This is a genomic window from Pseudomonas sp. FW305-3-2-15-E-TSA4, from assembly GCF_058787295.1.
The window spans coordinates 115,272-132,097 of record NZ_JBYSZP010000006.1 but is presented as its reverse complement, the minus strand read 5'-3'; the positions used below and the strand labels follow the sequence as shown (position 1 = coordinate 132,097).

The 16,826-nt window shown below is 61.3% G+C and carries 12 protein-coding genes; 4 read left to right on the top strand and 8 right to left on the bottom strand.

Annotated elements, in window-relative coordinates:
• Positions 1–125: 125 nt before the first annotated feature.
• The 7 genes from AC3WMV_RS10190 to AC3WMV_RS10160 form a co-directional block, all read right to left on the bottom strand.
• Positions 126–1,328 carry an HlyD family secretion protein gene (locus tag AC3WMV_RS10190; RefSeq protein WP_103369473.1) on the bottom strand — a complete coding sequence of 401 codons (1,203 nt, stop codon included), beginning with the start codon at positions 1,326–1,328 and terminating at the stop codon, positions 126–128.
• A 14-nt stretch (positions 1,329–1,342) separates the two neighbouring features.
• A complete protein-coding gene (locus tag AC3WMV_RS10185; protein ID WP_103369471.1) occupies positions 1,343–2,812 on the bottom strand; it encodes an efflux transporter outer membrane subunit in 1,470 nt (489 codons plus the stop codon).
• Positions 2,802–3,284 carry a MarR family winged helix-turn-helix transcriptional regulator gene (locus AC3WMV_RS10180; protein WP_027614634.1) on the bottom strand — a complete coding sequence of 161 codons (483 nt, stop codon included), beginning with the start codon at positions 3,282–3,284 and terminating at the stop codon, positions 2,802–2,804. Before AC3WMV_RS10180 ends, AC3WMV_RS10185 begins: the two co-directional genes overlap by 11 nt.
• Positions 3,285–3,541: 257 nt before the next feature.
• The gene (locus tag AC3WMV_RS10175) at positions 3,542–4,864 is read right to left on the bottom strand and encodes an HdeD family acid-resistance protein (RefSeq protein ID WP_103369469.1); all 1,323 of its coding nucleotides are present in this window, start codon (positions 4,862–4,864) and stop codon (positions 3,542–3,544) included.
• 94 nt (positions 4,865–4,958) lie between these two features.
• Positions 4,959–8,633 carry a translocation/assembly module TamB domain-containing protein gene (locus AC3WMV_RS10170; RefSeq protein ID WP_103369468.1) on the bottom strand — a complete coding sequence of 1,225 codons (3,675 nt, stop codon included), beginning with the start codon at positions 8,631–8,633 and terminating at the stop codon, positions 4,959–4,961.
• Positions 8,630–10,357: an autotransporter assembly complex protein TamA gene (locus tag AC3WMV_RS10165; protein ID WP_027614631.1), complete on the bottom strand. Its 1,728-nt coding sequence runs from the start codon at positions 10,355–10,357 to the stop codon at positions 8,630–8,632. Before AC3WMV_RS10165 ends, AC3WMV_RS10170 begins: the two co-directional genes overlap by 4 nt.
• Before the next feature lie 66 nt (positions 10,358–10,423).
• The gene (locus AC3WMV_RS10160; RefSeq protein WP_007961094.1) at positions 10,424–11,074 is read right to left on the bottom strand and encodes a GNAT family N-acetyltransferase; all 651 of its coding nucleotides are present in this window, start codon (positions 11,072–11,074) and stop codon (positions 10,424–10,426) included.
• A gap of 303 nt (positions 11,075–11,377) precedes the next feature.
• Between AC3WMV_RS10160 and xthA the strand changes: the two genes are divergently transcribed.
• A complete protein-coding gene (gene xthA, locus AC3WMV_RS10155) occupies positions 11,378–12,190 on the top strand; it encodes an exodeoxyribonuclease III (protein WP_095138861.1) in 813 nt (270 codons plus the stop codon).
• Between the two features lie 188 nt (positions 12,191–12,378).
• Entirely contained in the window at positions 12,379–13,713 is a 1,335-nt protein-coding gene (locus AC3WMV_RS10150) for a substrate-binding domain-containing protein (RefSeq protein ID WP_103369466.1), read from the top strand.
• Positions 13,714–13,844: 131 nt separating this feature from the next.
• On the opposite strand, the gene AC3WMV_RS10145 is transcribed toward AC3WMV_RS10150, so the two are convergent.
• Positions 13,845–15,074, bottom strand: coding sequence for an acyl-CoA dehydrogenase (locus AC3WMV_RS10145; RefSeq protein WP_103369464.1), 1,230 nt, complete (start codon positions 15,072–15,074; stop codon positions 13,845–13,847).
• A gap of 157 nt (positions 15,075–15,231) precedes the next feature.
• On the opposite strand from AC3WMV_RS10145, the gene AC3WMV_RS10140 reads away from it, so the two are divergent.
• Positions 15,232–16,161, top strand: a complete 930-nt coding sequence (locus AC3WMV_RS10140) for a LysR family transcriptional regulator (protein ID WP_097088160.1) — start codon at positions 15,232–15,234, stop codon at positions 16,159–16,161.
• Between the two features lie 178 nt (positions 16,162–16,339).
• Positions 16,340–16,741 (top strand): MerR family transcriptional regulator, encoded by a 402-nt coding sequence (locus AC3WMV_RS10135; protein ID WP_027614625.1) that lies wholly within the window; start codon positions 16,340–16,342, stop codon positions 16,739–16,741.
• Positions 16,742–16,826 lie beyond the last annotated feature (85 nt).

Sequence of the window (16,826 nt, the reverse complement as noted above, 5' to 3'; positions counted from 1 at the left end):
AAACCTGATGGTCGCCGCAGCCCTGTAGGAGTGAGCCTGCTCGCGATAGCGGTGTGTCAGACCCAATTTTCTCGACTGATACACCGCTATCGCGAGCAGGCTCACTCCTACAAGGTCAGTGCAGGTCAGCGTTGCGCGGTTTTGCTCACCGCCGCGCTGTTGTCGTGGATCAGCTGAGCGATCATCGCGTCGGCTTCGGCCAGTTGGCGGTCGTAGACGTTGGTGCTGAACGAGGCCTTTTGCGGCGGTTGCTGCGCCAGCACCGGGCCGCTCTGGTCGTGCAGGTTCACTTCAACATTGGTCGACAGACCGACCCGCAGCGGGTGCTTGGCCAGTTCTTCGGCATTGATGTGAATCCGCACCGGCACACGCTGCACGATTTTGATCCAGTTACCGGTGGCGTTCTGCGCCGGCAACAGGGCGAACGCGCTGCCGGTGCCGGCGCCGAGGCTGTCGACGGTGCCGCTGTACTTCACGCTGCTGCCGTAGATGTCGGACTCGATGTCCACCGGCTGGCCAATGCGCATGTCACGCAGCTGGGTTTCCTTGAAGTTGGCGTCGATCCACAGTTGATCCAGCGGAATCACCGCCATCAGCGCGGTGCCCGGCTGTACGCGCTGACCGAGTTGCACGGTGCGCTTGGCGACGTAACCGGTGACTGGCGCGATTAGCGTGCTGCGGGCGTTGGTCAGGTACGCCTGACGCAGATCGGCAGCGGCCGACATCACGTCCGGGTGCGACGAAACCACGGTGTCATCGACCAGCGCGCTGGTGGTTTTCAGTTGCTGCCTGGCGTTGGCCAGGGCATTTTGCGCCGAGGTCAGGTCGTCGCGGGCGTGGGACAGTTCTTCCTGGGAAATCGCCCCGCCAGCAGCGAGGTTTTTCCGGCGGTTGTAGTTGTCCTGTGCTTTCTGTACTTCTGCCTGTTGCGCGTTGACCTGGGCTTTCATGCCATCGACGTTGCTGTACAGGCCGCGCACCTGACGCACGGTACGCGCCAGTTTTGCCTGAGCACTTTGCAGGCCGACTTCGGCGTCGTTCGGGTCAAAGTTGATCAGCACCTGACCTTCGTGAACCAGATCACCATCGTCAGCGCCAATGCTGACCACGGTGCCAGTGACCAGCGGGGTGATCTCCACGACGTTGCCGTTGACGTAGGCGTCGTCGGTGCTTTCGTTGAAGCGCCCGATGAATTCGTGATACGCCCAGACGCCGGCCCCGGCGAGCAGGACCACGACGGCCAGCACCAGCAGCATGAATTTGCGCTTGCGCGGATTGCCGGTGTCGGGGGTGTTGGTTTGAGTTTGGGTGTTTTCGGCAGTGGCCATGACAAATACCTGAATTAGTTGTGCGACGTGGCTGGGGTGGCGTTGGCTGCGGTCAGGGTTTCACCCTGAAAGCCGCCGCCCAGCGCTTGCATCAGTTGAATCGACAGGTCGATCTGCTCGGCATTGAGGTTGGCCAGCTGACGCTGGGCCTGCAGCAATTGCTGCTCGATGCTGAGCACGTCCAGGTAGTTGCCGATGCCGGAACCGTAACGCTGAACGACGGTGTTGTAAGAATCCTGAGCAATCTCGGTGGCGTGTTGCTGCGCGCCGATCTGGCGGCCGATGTCACGCAACTGGTTGATCGTGTCGCTGACATCACCGAGGGCTTTCACCAGACTTTTGTTGTACTGCGCCACCGCCAGATCGTAATCGGCGTCGCGCGCATCGAGGTTGGCGCGCAGGCGCCCGCCGTCGAAAATCGGCACCGAAATGGTCGGGGCGATGCTGAAGAAACGACTGGCCGACCCGAACATCGCGTCACCCAACAAGGATTCGGCACCGGCCGAAGCCGTGAGGTTCAAGTTGGGATAGAAGCGGGTTTTTGCCGAGTCGATGTCTTTGCTCGCCGCCTCTACGCGCCAGCGCGCAGCGACCAGATCCGGACGCCGACCGAGCAGTTCCGCCGGCAACACCGACGGCACCGCCACGGCGCTGGCTTGCAGAACTTTCGGTCGAGCAATTTCGTTGCCGCGATCCGGGCCTTTGCCGAGCAGTACGGCCAAGGCGATTTTCGCGCTGTTCAAGCGTTTTTCCGCGTCGATCAGGCTGGCTTCGGAACTGGCCTCAAGGCTTTGGGTTTGCTGGAACTGGTACTGGCTGTCGATCCCGGCACTCAAGCGGCGCTGGCTCAGATCAAGCATCTGTTTGGTGCGCTTGAGGTCGTCGTTGGCCAAGTCGTAGACGATGTGCGCCTGACCCAGATCGCTGTAGGCCCGGGCCACGTCGGCGGCGAGGGTCAATTGCGCGGCCTGACGGTCGACTTCGGCAGCGCGAGCCTGACCGAGTGCAGCTTCCCAGGCATCACGCTGGCCGCCCCACAGGTCGAAGTTGTAATTGAAACCGGCGCTGACGTTACGCACGGTGGCGTAGGCATCGCCCTGCCCTCGTGGGTCCTGATCCTTGGCCAGACGCGAACGGCTGATGCCGGCGCTGGCGTCGAGGGTCGGATAGCGCTCGGCATCGGCGGCATAGGCGGCGGCGCTGGCCTGATGCGCGCGTGCTTCGGCGATCTGCATGTCCGGGCTGTCTTGCAGGGCTTCGCGGATCAGACCGTCGAGTTGTGGATCGCCGAGGCTGGTCCACCAGTCGCTTTTTGGCCACGCGGCCGGCGACAGGGTCACGCCGTTGAGCGACTGGCCGACTTTCAGGCTTTTCGCGTCGAAATTTTTGCCCTGAGTATCGAGGCCGCTGTAGTTGGCGCAGCCGGCGAGGATCATTGCCGACAGCACCAGGGTCAGACTGCTGCGCAAGGTTTTACCGCTCATTGTGTTCACCTAACCGCTGGATAGTGATCGGGTCACCGGCTGCCAGCAGGATTTTCTTGAGGATGTATTCCAGGGTTTTCAGCTCTTCGCGGGAGATGGCGCCGGCCAGTTCATTCATCGCATCGGCGCCGATGTAGGGCAGGCGATCGGCCAGTTGCTGGCCCTGCTCGGTGAGCTTGAGCTGCACCTGACGGCGATCGCCTTCGCTGCGTTGGCGAGCCAGGAAACCTTTCTGCTCCAGACGATCGAGCATGCGTGTCATCGAACCGCTGTCCAGCGACAGATGCCGGCACAGCTCGGCCGGGGTGTCGACGCCGAACTGGGCCATGATGATCAACACCTTGAACTGCGCGGCGGTGATGCCGTGGGGTTCCATGTGGGTGTCGATGATCCGGTCCTTGAGCAGCGCGGCACGGCCCAGCAACAGACCGAGATGGCAATGTTTGAATTCGTCCGGGGTGAAATGCTTCATGTGCTCACCTAATAACTGCCTAGGCAGTGAATGTATGTCGAGATGTTACTGCCTAGGCATCGAATGTCAACGTAATAGTTAGGTTGCTTTGTAATTAGTTGACCAGTGGACTGGGTTTTTGCGCTGCATGGAAGAACGCCATCGCGAGCAGGCTCACTCCTACAAGGGATCTCCTGCGAACACAGACTTCGCGTCGATCAGCAATCCGATGTAGGAGTGAGCCTGCTCGCGATGGCAGCAACTCGGTTTAAAGCCGATCAGACTTCATCGGAAGGACGGGCAGCCGCCGGCGGCTGGAGTGGATGCACTTCGCGCCCGCGCAAGGCCGTCAGCGCATAACCGCAAGCGCGTTTGATCACCGCATACATGCTGTGCCAGCCCGGCGGTGCCGGCTCGATGGCGGCATGCAGCGCCCGTGCGTAATCGAGCACCAGACCGGGCGTCCAGGCCATCACTTCGGCGCGTTTACGCACCTGCGCCGCCACCCAGAACTCGGGGCTGAGGACCACTCTGGCGAAATCGAGCATGCTCGAATGCCCGCGATTCATCGCCCCTTCAAGGGCTGCTTCGAGGCTGTGAGCGACGGCACTCGAGCAGTTGCGGCTGGTGAGGTTGTATGTGCTGTTCTGCCGATATTCGCTCCAGAACGCCTGCAACCGCCGGGCGTCGTAGTGAGCAAAACTGACCCGAACCGAAGACGGGCACCAGTCCGCCACCTCCCCCGCATAGTCAGGCAGAAACCGCCCGGCGACATCGTTGTTCGGCGTCGCCCGCAGTAACCGCACGAAATCCCCCGCCGAACGATCGATGTCGTCCAGCGGGTAATGGCTGATGTAAATCTCCGGGCCACATTCCAGTGCCGCGTGGCCAGCCGAGATCACGCCGTTGATATCGACTGCGGCGATATAGCGGTTGAGCAGGCGATTGCGCACCAGAGTGTCATCAACGGTGCCGCTGGGGGTCCAGACATGAATGACCAATGCGTCGCTGCTGGCCGGCGCACTGGGCGCAACAGGGTTTTTCAGCGGCGGCAGGTGCCTGAAGCGCACGGCTTGGCGCAACAACGCGCAGCCCGAGAGAAACAGGCTCATGCCGATGCAGAACGGCACCGTGCCCTTGTATAGCGTCGGATACGGCTCAAGGATAAACACGCCAAAGCCGAGTTCGAACAACCCCGCCAGCAGCGACACCTGCCAGCCGACAAAGCGCACCACCACCGCAGCCGCCAGCCTGAAGACCCCGTCGACGATGAAAGCCCCGCCAAACAGCACCGCCAGAATCAGCCCGGCAGCATGTTGCCGGTCAACGATCAGCAGCCCCAGCAAGAGAAACGCCAGACCTCGCGCTTTACGCAGGGCCGCAGCGGTCCCGGTCTGCGGTGCAGGCACCAGCAGCAGGATCAGCGCTTCGAGCAACAACAGATAGCCGAAGAGATGCAGCGGGAAATACAAAACGCCATCCAGCGCATCGATGAAGATCGCCACCCCGGCCGCGCCCCAGACAATGCCGGTCAGCGCCAGTGCTGACCAACGCTTGCGGACAAAGTCATTACCGAGCAAGACCATACTCAAGCGGACCATAGGCGCAACCGGCAAGGTTTTGAGGGTTCGGTGAGTCTAATACATCCTGGAAAAACCGGATCGCAGCGTCACGACCCGGCTATTGGCCACGTTCTCAGAAATCGCGCTTGTAGAAGATATCCAGCGAACTGGCGACACCGCTGGCGGCTTCGACATAAACCTTCTTGCTCAGCTTGTAACGCAGCGCGATGGTGTTGGCCGGCTCGAACACGCCGACGCCATAACGCAGGCTGAGCTTTTCGGAAATGTTACCGCTGGCAACCACGCTGGTGGTGTTGCCGCTGCCCTGGGTATCGAGCTGGAAGTCCTGAATCCCAAGGTCTTTGGCCAGGCCGCTGGTGACCCCGGAACTGCCCATCAAACCCAGGCCCAACGCCGCTTGCGCGAGCATGTTGTTGTCTTCGCCGTTGGTGCTCAGCGGACGCCCCAGTACCAGGTAGGACAACGCCTGCTCCTGACTCATGGCCGGTTCGGAGAAGATTTGCGTGGTCGGTTGCTCGGCGCTGCCGCTCAGGCGGATACCGGCGATCACGTCGTCGGTCTGGCGGATCGCTTCGATGTCCAGATACGGCTGATCGATCGGGCCGGCAAACAGCAGCCGCGCACGACGCACGTTCAGGCGCTGGCCATAGGCGCGGTAACGGCCGTCGTTGAGCCACAGCTCGCCACGGGTGTCCATGTTGTCGCCGATGTGCACGTGACCTTGCAGGTTGGCGGTCAGGCCGAACCCGGCGAAGCTCAGTTTGTCTTCGCCGACCACCACGTCGATGTCCATTTTCATCGCCAGCGGTGGTTTGCCCTCTTCGGTCTGCGCGCCAACGATGATCGTGTCGTCGGACACTTTCACCGTCGATGGCGGCAGTTCACGCACGGTGATTTCGCCTCGCGGCACCTGTACCTTGCCGGCGATTTTCAGCTCATCGCCGGCCATGGAAATCTTCAGGTCCGGCGCCACTTCCAGCTTGGCGTACGGCTCGACGGTGACCGGCAATTGCGTGCCCTTGAGCGCCAGATCGACCACCAGCGCCTGGCCCCAGGCGACGTTACCGTTCAGGCTGCCCTGCCCACTCTTGCCGCTGTTCCAGCCACCGTCGAGGCGCACCGATTCGCCGGCAATCACCGCGGTGAGTCGCAGATTCTGCAACTCCATCGGCAACTCGGCGCCAGACACTTCGCCGTCGCTGAGTTGCACGGTGCCGTTGACCAGCGGCGCCAGCAGCCCGCCGGAAATCGTGCCGCTGCCATTCAGGCGCCCGGTCAGTTTCTCGACCATCGGCACAAACGGCCGCGCCACCGACAGGTCCAGCCCGCTGAGACGGAAAGAACCACTCAGCGGTTTGTTTTTCGGCAACGGATTGAGCTGCGCCTGCACCATCAACTCGCCGAGTTTGCCGCCGACGAAGTTGAGTTCGGTATCGACGCGCTTCGGCGTGAGTTTGCTGGTGAGCTTCAGGGTCTGGTACGGGAAGTCCAGCCACTGATCCTTTTCCTTCATGCGCAAGGTGCCGCCGCTGGCGTCGACGCTGACCACGCCGTTCGGGCCGCTGGCTGGCAGGTCCAGTTGCAGATCGGCGTTGAGCTTGCCCTGCCAGGCGAAGTCTTTCGGCAACCATTGCGCCAGACTTTCGATCGGGAACTGCTTGAGGTGGTAACGCAGTTTCGGCTCGGGCAGCAGGCGCTGGTCTTCACCGCACAGACTGGCATTGCCGGACATCCAGCAATGCGCGCCGAAGTTGATCTTGCCGTCGGCCAGACGTTCGAGTTTGGCCGGGCTCTGCAGTTTCCAGTCCTGGCCGCCGGCCTGAATATCGCCGCTGGCCAAACGACCGCGCCAGTTGCCCTTGTCCAGATTGCCGTCCAGGCCAAGGGCCAGTTTCAGCTTCGGCCCGAGCAGGTCGAGGTTGAGTTTCTGGCTCTTGATGTCGCCCTGCGCGCTGGCGGTCAACACGCCGAGGTTGGTGTCGCCGGCCTGAATGCCGCTGCCCTTGAGGTCGATCTTCGCCCGTTGCGCGCTGTCGAGCGTGGCGTCGAGGTTGAGGCTTTGCAGGCGATTGTCCTGGAACGCCAGTTGCGAACCTTGCAGATCAAGTTTGCCTTGCGGAGCTTTCAGCGTACCGGCAACGTTGACCTGACCCGTGACCTGCCCCCGCAGCTGCGGCCAGAGCTGGGCCAGACGCGTCAGTTTGATGTCGATCTGGCCGGTGAGTTTCTGTTGCAGGCTGCCCTTGCCGCTGATGCTGTTATCGCCGAGGCGGATTTGCAGGGCGTTGAGGTTCCATTGCTCACCGGCACCGTCGGCCTTGGCCTGGAGGATTGCCGGTTGCCCGCGCAATTTGCCTTTGAGGTCGAGGTCGGCGCTGAGGCTCAGGCGATCGTTCTTCATTTCGCCTTTGCTGCGCAGCGGCCCGGCCAGGGTGCCCGGCAACTCCGCAACCCAGTACGCCGGGTTCAGCGCAGAGAGATCCAGCGCCGTGTCCCAGGCGATGCCGTCGGCGAACTGCACATTGACATGACCTTCGGCCTTGCCCTGCCCGGCTTCCATTTTCAATTGCGGCAAGGCGATCTGTTTCAGGCTGCCGCTGAACGGACTGCTCAGGCTGAACGCCCCCGCCGGGCCATCGAGGTCGGCGGCGAAGTTACCGAGGTACTGACCGTCGGTGTAGGAGACTTCGCCGGTGAAGGTACGCAAGGCAACTTGCGGCTCGTCGATTTCGTTATACAGCCGATGCCACGGGAAATCCTGCCAGTTGATGTTGGCCTGAGCCGTGAGGCCCTTGCTCCAGTCAACGCTGCCGGTGAGCTTGAGGCTTTGTTTGTCGTTAGCCGTCAGGTCGAGGCCGGCGATCTGCGCACCGCTGGCATCGACCTTGCCTTTGAGCAGCAGCGCCACCGGGCCTTTATCGGCGGGCAGCGTGGCGTTGCCGTTGAGCTGATAACCGTTTTTCAGGTCACCGTCGCCGGTCAGTACCAATTGATTGAGTTGCAGGGTGTCCGGCAAATCGGCGCTGGGTTTGAATGCCTCGGAGGTGATACGCACCTTGGCCGGCAGGTTTTCCGCCAGCGGTTGCAGTTCGCCGCTCAACTGGCCGTCGAGGTAACCGTGGCTGTTGGCGTGCAGGTTGAGGGTTTTCAGCAGATCGCCGTCGACTTTCAACGCCAGCGTCCATGGGCCAGTGCCTGGGGACGGCAGGCTCAGGTCACCGGCGATGTTCAGCGGCCAGTTGCCGGTCGGTTGCAGCAGGCCGGAGAGGTTCAGGCTGAGGTCGTCGCGCTGCAATTTCACGCTGTCAATTTGCAGCCCTTGGGCAGTCCAGTGCGCCGCCAGTTGCAGGCCCTTGAGCTGCTCGCTGCCGTTGAACAGCAAGCTGCCGACCTGCACGTCACCGAGCTCGATGGCCACCGGCAGTTGCAGATCCGGCAGTTTGATCGGGCCGCTTTCAGTGGTTTCTTCACTCGGCGGAAATTGCAGAATGACCTGATCGGCCTTGAGCTGTTCGATGCACAAAGTCATGCGGGTCAGGCACAGCGGTGACCAGGCGAAGATTGCCTTGTTCAGCTCGACGCGACTGCTGTCCTGCTGCCACAGCAGATGATCGGCGCTCCATTGGCCACCGAGACGGCCCTGGAAATTCTCCACGCTCAAACCCGGCACCAGGCTCAGCGCCCAACGGCTACCGGCCTGCGTCCCGAGTACCGCGCTGATGCTCATTACAACCAACAGCACCAGCGCCAACAGCGCCAGTGCCGATATTTTCAAACCACGCTTCACAGCTCAGGCCCCATGGAAAAGTGCAGCCGGATGCCGCCGTCGTCGTCCAGCGCGTGGGCCAGGTCGAGGCGGATCGGCCCCACCGGCGAGACCCAGCGCACACCGATACCGACCCCGGTCTTGAGGTTCGGCAGTTCGAGTTTGTTGAAGGAGTTGCCCTGGTCGACGAAGGTCGCGACCCGCCATTTCTCGGCAATCGAGTACTGATACTCGACGCTGCCGGCGACCATGTAGCGGCCGCCGATGCGGTCGCCCTTGGAGTTCTCCGGGGACAGACTTTGGTAGTCGTAACCGCGCACGCTCTGATCGCCACCGGCGAAGAAACGCAGGGACGGCGGCACCGAGTTGTAACCGTTGGTGGCGCTGCCGCCGACCTGCACCCGACCGAGGAAGCGGTGGTTGTCGAACACCGTGGTCAGGCCTTTGATCAACGCCGTGCCATATAAAAGGTTGTTGTCCGAACCGAGGCCTTCCTTCGCCACTTTGCTTTCAAAGGTCAGGCGATAGCCGTTGTGCGGATCGATGCGGTTGTCGCTTTTCAGGTACGAGTAACTGATGCCGGGCATCAGCAGGGTACTCAGGCCGGAGTCGTCGCCAAGTTCATATTCTTCGCGCTGCCATTTCAGCGAGATCACTCGCTGCCAGCCGCTGGGCAACTTGCTGTGCCATTCCGGGCCGAAGGTCAGAAGCTTGCTCAGGGTGTCCGAGCCGTCGATGTTTTCAAATTGATAACCACCGGCCCAACGCAGTTTGTCGGTCAGCGGTGGGTCGAGCGGGATGTCATAGAACAATCCGACGTTCTGCCGTGGCGCCGACAACTCGGCTTCCCAGCCGTAACTGTCGCCCTGCGGGTTGACCCAGTGGCGTGTCCAGTTGGCCTTGATCCGTGGGCCGACATCGGTCGAATAACCGAGGCCCAGGCCCATGGTGCGTGGCTTGCGGGTGTCGAGTTTGACGTCGACCGGGATCACGTCGTTTTTCGCCGCCGTCGGCGCCGCATCGACGCGCACACCTTCGAAATAGCCGCTCGATTGCAGGTCGCGGTTGAGTTCGGCGATCAGCTCGGAGTCATACGGATCGCCAGCCTTGAACGGCACCATGCGTTGCAGCAGGTCTTCGTCGAACGGCGTATCGCCCTCGAAACTGACTTTGCCCAGCGCATAACGCGGGCCGCTGTCGTAGATCAATTCAACGTCGGCCACCCCGGCACGCGGGTCGACCAAAAGTTTCTGGCTGGTGAAATGGCCACTGAAAAAGCCGAAGCGCGAGGCCTGGTTCTGGATCAGGCGTTTGGCGTCTTCATAACGCCCATGGTTGAGCACGGCGCCGGACTTGAGCGTGTCACTGCTCGGCACACGAAAGGATTTGAGGGAGGCGGCAGGCCCGTCGACGCGGATGGTGACGTTGCGCAGACGAATCGGCTCGCCGGGATCGATGTTCAGCACCAGGCGCGGCTTTTCGCCGCCCTTCACGTCACTGTCGATCTGCGGCTGGTAATAACCCAAGGCCTGCGCCGCTTTGCGCGCCTGCTCCTCGGCCCCGCGACTGAAGCGCAGCAAGGCTTGTTCGTCACGATCGCCGAGGCTGCCGATATAACCTTCTATATTGGCCTTGAGTTCATCGTTGGACGGTTTGATCCGCACGTCCAATTCACTTTGCGCCAGCGCCGCGCAGCTGGTTAACAGCATGAGCACGCCACTGGTAAATCTTCCTGGAAACTTCATAGGCGCGGATGCTATCACGGGCTTGGGAGCGTGATAGAACAGGAAATTTCCGAAAAAGTTCTATGGCTAAGCCGTTGCAGTTTGTAACACCTGCGGATTGGCGTGAAAAAACACGTGCTCGCGCACCGGGCCGACGGCCACTTCACCGATCTCTTCGTAGCCCTGGCGTTTATAGAATTCCAGGTAACGCGGGTTGCCGGTGTCGAGCACCACGCCTTGCGAGGTTTCGTCCACCGCGCACCAGTTATGCACGGCGGTCAGTAACTGCTCGCCGAAGTGTTTGCCTTGAAACTGCGGATGAATCCCCAGCAGCGGCAGCATGTGCACGGAGTCGCTGGGCACGCAGGCGGCCACTGCATCGTGGTATTCCAGATAGCGCCGGGTGCAGCGGAATCCGGTGCTGAGCACCATGCGCAGGCGCCATGCCCAACTTTCGGTGATGCCCAGGCGACGCTGCGGCGGCGCGATCAGGGCGATGCCGATCAGCCGGTCGTTGACCAACAGGCCGATGGCCGGCTGATCCTGCAGAAAATGCTGTTTGACCAGTTCACGCACCGTGGCCCGCACGCGCTGCTCGTAACCCGGCCGCTCGGCCTCGAACAGGTAACCGAAGGTCGGCTCGTGGCGATAGGCCTGATACAGCAGCGATCGGGCTTCGCGCGAGTAACCGCGGTCGAGCATGTGGATGTCAGCAATGGCGGTCTGGGTTTCAGGCATGACGGTGATTCTCCCCCGGGGCGCGGCTCAAATGACTGCGCTCTTGATGGTACGAACCTTTTGCCGGTGGCGCAGTTCCCCACAGGTATAGACCAACTCGGGATCTTCATCGACCGGGCGGGCCTCATCGCGAGCAGGCTCGCTCCCACATTTGGAATGCATTCCCCTGTGGGAGCGGGCTTGCTCGCGAAGAGGCCGGTTCAGACAACATCTATCTGGCAGACAAAAATGATTTCTCCCACCCCACACTGGCCCCCATCCCACATGTCAGCTAGCATCGCCCTTTTGCCAGGACTGCCGACCATGAAGATTGTTTCCTTCAACATCAACGGACTGCGCGCCCGTCCGCATCAGCTGGCAGCGCTGATCGAAAAGCATCAGCCGGACGTGATCGGCCTGCAGGAAACCAAGGTTCACGACGACCAGTTCCCGCTGGAAGAAGTGCGTGCGCTGGGCTACCACGTTTATTTCCACGGCCAGAAAGGCCATTACGGCGTCGCCCTGCTTTCGCGCAAAGAACCGATTGCGATCCACAAAGGTTTCGCCAGCGATGAAGAAGACGCACAGCGCCGCTTTATCTGGGGCACCTTCGCCGACGCCAATGGCGTGCCGGTGACCATCATGAACGGCTACTTCCCGCAGGGCGAAAGCCGCGACCACCCGACCAAATTCCCGGCCAAGCAACGCTTCTACAGCGACCTGCAAACCCTGCTGGAAAGCCAGTTCCACAACGAGCAGCCGCTGGTGGTGATGGGCGATGTGAACATTTCCCCGGAAGACTGCGACATCGGCATCGGCCCGGACAACATGAAGCGCTGGTTGAAAACCGGCAAATGCAGCTTCCTGCCGGAAGAGCGCGAGTGGATGGCCCGCCTGAAAAACTGGGGCCTGACCGACAGCTATCGTCACCTGAACCCGGACGTGACCGACATGTTCAGCTGGTTCGACTATCGCAGCCGTGGGTTTGAAGACGAACCGAAACGTGGCCTGCGCATCGACGTGATCCTCGCCTCCCACGGCTTGCTGCCGCGGGTCAAGGATGCGGGCGTGGACTATGAACTGCGCGGCATGGAAAAACCGTCGGATCATGCGCCGATCTGGCTTGAGCTGGCCTGATCTCAAGCTTTAAGAGAACCTTGTAGGAGTGAGCCTGCTCGCGATGACGGTGGATCAGTCGATGTGTTTATTGGCTGATACTCCGCCATCGCGAGCAGGCTCACTCCTACATTGGATCACTGTCATGTTTTGGTCATGCGCCTGACTTAATCTCCCCGGCAATCCCCTTGGCTTGATTCGGTGCCGGCATGATCCTGCGTGTTCTGTTCGCTTTTCTGTCGAGTGCATGGCTGACGGTCAGTGCCGCCACCCTGCCCATCCCTGAAAACGGCCCGGCATTGCGCATTCAGGGTTCCAACACCATCGGTGCCGATCTCGGCCCGGCGCTGGTTGAAGGCTTTCTGCAGGACCAGGGCCTGCTGAAAATTCACCGCGAGAACCCCGACGCCGCCAACGAACAACACATCGTCGGCCAGACTGCCCAAGGCAAACGGGTGGTGATTGAAGTCGCCGCCCACGGTTCCAGCACCGGGTTCACCGCGCTGAAAAGCGCCAGTGCCGACCTCGCCGCCTCCTCCCGACCGATCAAGGACAACGAACTGCTCAGCCTGCAAGCGCTCGGCGACTTGAAAAGCGCCGCCGCCGAGCAGGTGATTGCCATCGACGGCCTGGCGATCATCCTTCACCCCGGCAACCCACTGCAGCAACTGGACACCGAGCAACTGGCGCGGATCTTCAGCGGTGAGGTGAAAACCTGGGAAGACCTCGGCGGTCGCGGCGGCGCGATTCATTTATATGCGCGGGATGATCAGTCCGGCACTTACGACACGTTCAAGGAACTGGTGCTGGGTCGGCGTGGGAAAAGTCTGAGTTCCAGTGCGAAACGCTTCGAATCCAGCGAGCAATTGTCCGACGCGGTGAGCAGTGATCCGCAGGGTATCGGTTTCATCGGTCTGCCGTATGTGCGTCAGGCCAAAGCCGTGGCGATTGCCGACGGCGCATCGCAATCGATGTTGCCGCTCAACAGTCTGATTGCCACTGAGGACTATCCGCTGTCGCGGCGCCTGTTCTTTTATCTGCCGCCGGGCAACCAGAATCCGTGGGCATCGGCACTGGTGGCGTTTGCGCAAAGCCCACAGGGCCAGAAGATTGTCGCGGCCAACGGCTTCATCAGCCAGACCGTGCACGCGATGACCGTGACACCGAATGCGCTGATGCCCGAGGGTTATCAATCCCTCAGCCGCCATGCCCAGCGTCTGACGGTGAATTTCCGTTTCGAGGAAGGCAGCGCCAGCCTCGACAACAAGGCGCGGCAGGATCTGGCGCGGGTGCTCGACTATATACAGCGCCACGACAAGACCGAGCGCGCGGTGACGCTGGTGGGGTTTGGCGACGAGAAAGACGATCCGGCCCGCGCCGACCTGCTGTCAAAGCTGCGGGCGATGGCGGTGCGCCGTGAATTGGTGAAGAACGGCGTGGTGATGCGCGAAGTGCGCGGGTTTGGCGCGCTGATGCCGGTGGCGGCGAACAGTGCGGATGAAGGCAGGATCAAGAATCGGCGGGTTGAGGTTTGGGTGTATTGAATCTGATGTTGATGGACTGAATGGGCTGGCCCCTTCGCGAGCAGGCTCGCTCCCACATTTGATCGCATTCTTCCATTTGGTATGCGCTTTAATGTGGGAGCGAGCCTGCTCGCGAAGCCGGCGACGCGGTCTTAATGACTGCTGCGCAGCATTTCCTTCGGCACGTACTTGCCAATCTCGAACTTGCCGATCGCCGCGCGGTGCACTTCGTCCGGGCCGTCGGCCAGGCGCAGGGTGCGCTGCATGGCGTACATATAGGCCAGCGGGAAATCGTTGGAAACCCCGGCCCCGCCGTGGATCTGGATCGCCCGGTCGATCACCCGCAGCGCCACGTTCGGCGCGACAACCTTGATCTGCGCGATCTCGCTCTTCGCCACTTTGTTGCCGACGGTGTCCATCATGTACGCCGCTTTCAGGGTCAGCAGGCGCGCCATGTCGATTTCCATCCGCGAGTCAGCGATCTTGTCGACGTTACCGCCCAGACGCGCCAATGGCTTGCCAAACGCGGTGCGGCTCACCGAGCGTTTGCACATCAATTCCAGCGCACGTTCAGCCATGCCGATCGAGCGCATGCAGTGGTGAATCCGCCCTGGGCCGAGGCGACCTTGAGCGATTTCGAAGCCGCGACCTTCGCCGAGCAGGACGTTTTCGTACGGCACGCGCACGTTGTCGAACAACACTTCGGCGTGGCCGTGCGGTGCATCGTCGTAGCCGAACACCGGCAGCGGACGGACGATTTTCACCCCGGGGGTATCGACCGGCACGAGGATCATCGAGTGCTGCGCATGGCGCGGTGCGTCGGGGTTGCTCAGGCCCATGAAGATCAGGATCTTGCAGCGCGGATCGCAGGCGCCGGAAGTCCACCATTTCTTGCCGTTGATCACCCACTCGTCGCCATCACGCACGGCGCGGGCGGCCATGTTGGTGGCGTCGGACGAGGCCACGTCCGGCTCGGTCATGGCGAACGCCGAGCGGATCTCGCCGCGCAGCAACGGTTCGAGCCAGCGCTGTTTCTGCTCTTCGTTGGCGTAGCGCACCAGCACTTCCATGTTGCCGGTGTCCGGCGCCGAGCAGTTGAACGGTTCCGGCCCCAGCAGCGAGCGGCCCATGATTTCTGCCAGCGGTGCGTATTCAAGGTTGGTCAGGCCGGCGCCGAGTTCCGATTCCGGCAGGAACAGATTCCACAGCCCTTCAGCCTTGGCCTTGGCTTTGAGCTCTTCCATGATCGCGGTCGGCTGCCAGCGATCGCCCTCGGCAACCTGGCGTTCGAACACGGCTTCGGCCGGGTAAACGTATGCGTCCATGAACGCGGTCACGCGCTCACGCAGTTCTTGCACCTTGGGCGAATAAGCGAAATCCATGAGCAATTACCTTCTTTAGGCAGAGGTTGTTCAGATCATGCAATCGATGCTAGAACAGCGCGGATAATTTACCTAGCCTATTCTCGGCGTGTATAAACATTCATCACCGATATATGATCCGCTGATCGTCAGCCCACAGAACAAGAGAAGCCGCGTTATGAATCTGAGTAAGGTCGACCTCAACCTTTTCATCGTCTTCGACGCGATCTACACCGAAGCCAACCTGACTCGCGCCGGGCAGATTGTCGGGATTACCCAGCCGGCGGTGTCCAACGCGCTGGCGCGGTTGCGCGAGACCTTCAACGATCCGCTGTTCGTGCGCACCGCGCAGGGCATGGTGCCGACACCGATGGCGCAGAACATCATCGGTCCCGTGCGCAACGCGCTGTCGCTGCTGCGGGTGTCGGTCCAGGAGAGCCGGATTTTCAACCCGGCGCAGGCGGTGAAGACTTATCGCATCAGCATGACCGACCTCACTGAAGCAGTGATTCTGCCGCCGCTGTTCCAGCGTTTGCGGCGTCTGGCGCCGACGGTGATCATTGAAAGTTTCCTGTCCAAACGCCGCGAGACCACCAAGGAACTGGCTGCCGGACGCCTGGATTTTGCCGTCGATGCCCCGCTCAACACCGACCCGCAGGTGCGCCACGTCAAACTGATGGAAGACCGTTACGTCTGTGCGATGCGCAAGGGCCATCCGCTGGCGGGCAAGGAGAAACTGTCGCTGGATGACTATCTGTCGCTGACCCACATCCACATTTCCAGCCGCCGCAGTGGTCTGGGCTACGTCGATCTGGCGCTGGGCAAAATGGGCATTCAGCGCAAGATCGCCCTGCGCTCGCAGCATTATCTGATGGCGTCGCAGGTCATGCAGCAGACCGACATGGTGATGACGGTGCCCGAACGCTTTGCCCGGCGTAATGACTTGCACGCGTTCAACCTGCCGGTCAACGACGTGCCGCCGCTGGAGACTCACCTGTACTGGCATGAAAGCACCGACCAGGACCCGGCCAATCGCTGGATGCGCGAGCAGATCATCGAGTTGTGCCAGCAGGTGGCGGCGCAGGAGAAGAAGCTGGAGAAGGTGTAAGTCTTTGCACCGAGTCGCTGGCATCGCGAGCAGGCTCACTCCTACATACGACCGCGTTTCAATTGTAGGAGTGAGCCTGCTCGCGATGAGGCCCACAAGAACACCGCAGATCATCCTGCTTGACGTAAACGTCAACTCGCCATTAGCTTAGCGCCAAGACCTTTTTCCGAGCGCTTTCATGAGCAGCCAGACCTACAGCATTTCCGACCTCGCCCGCGAGCTGGACATCACCACCCGGGCGATCCGCTTTTATGAAGAACAAGGCCTGCTCAGCCCCGAGCGTCGTGGCCAGGAACGCATCTACTCGCCGCGCGACAAGGTCAGCCTGAAGCTGATCCTGCGCGGCAAGCGCATCGGTTTCTCCCTGGCCGAATGCCGTGAGCTGATCGAGCTCTATGACCCGTCCAGCGGTAACACCAAACAGCTCAACAGCATGCTGGCAAAAATCGGCGAGCGCCGCGAACAGCTCGAGCAGCAGTTGCTCGACATCGAACAGATGAAGCTGGAACTCGATACCGCTGAAGAACGCTGCGTGCAGGCGTTGGAGCAGACGCTGAAGAGCCAGCAGATAGCGCAGTAATCAGCCACAACTCATTCCCTGTGGGAGCGGGCTTGCTCGCGAAGGCGGAGTGTCAGGCGACAAATTTTGTATCTGATACACCGCC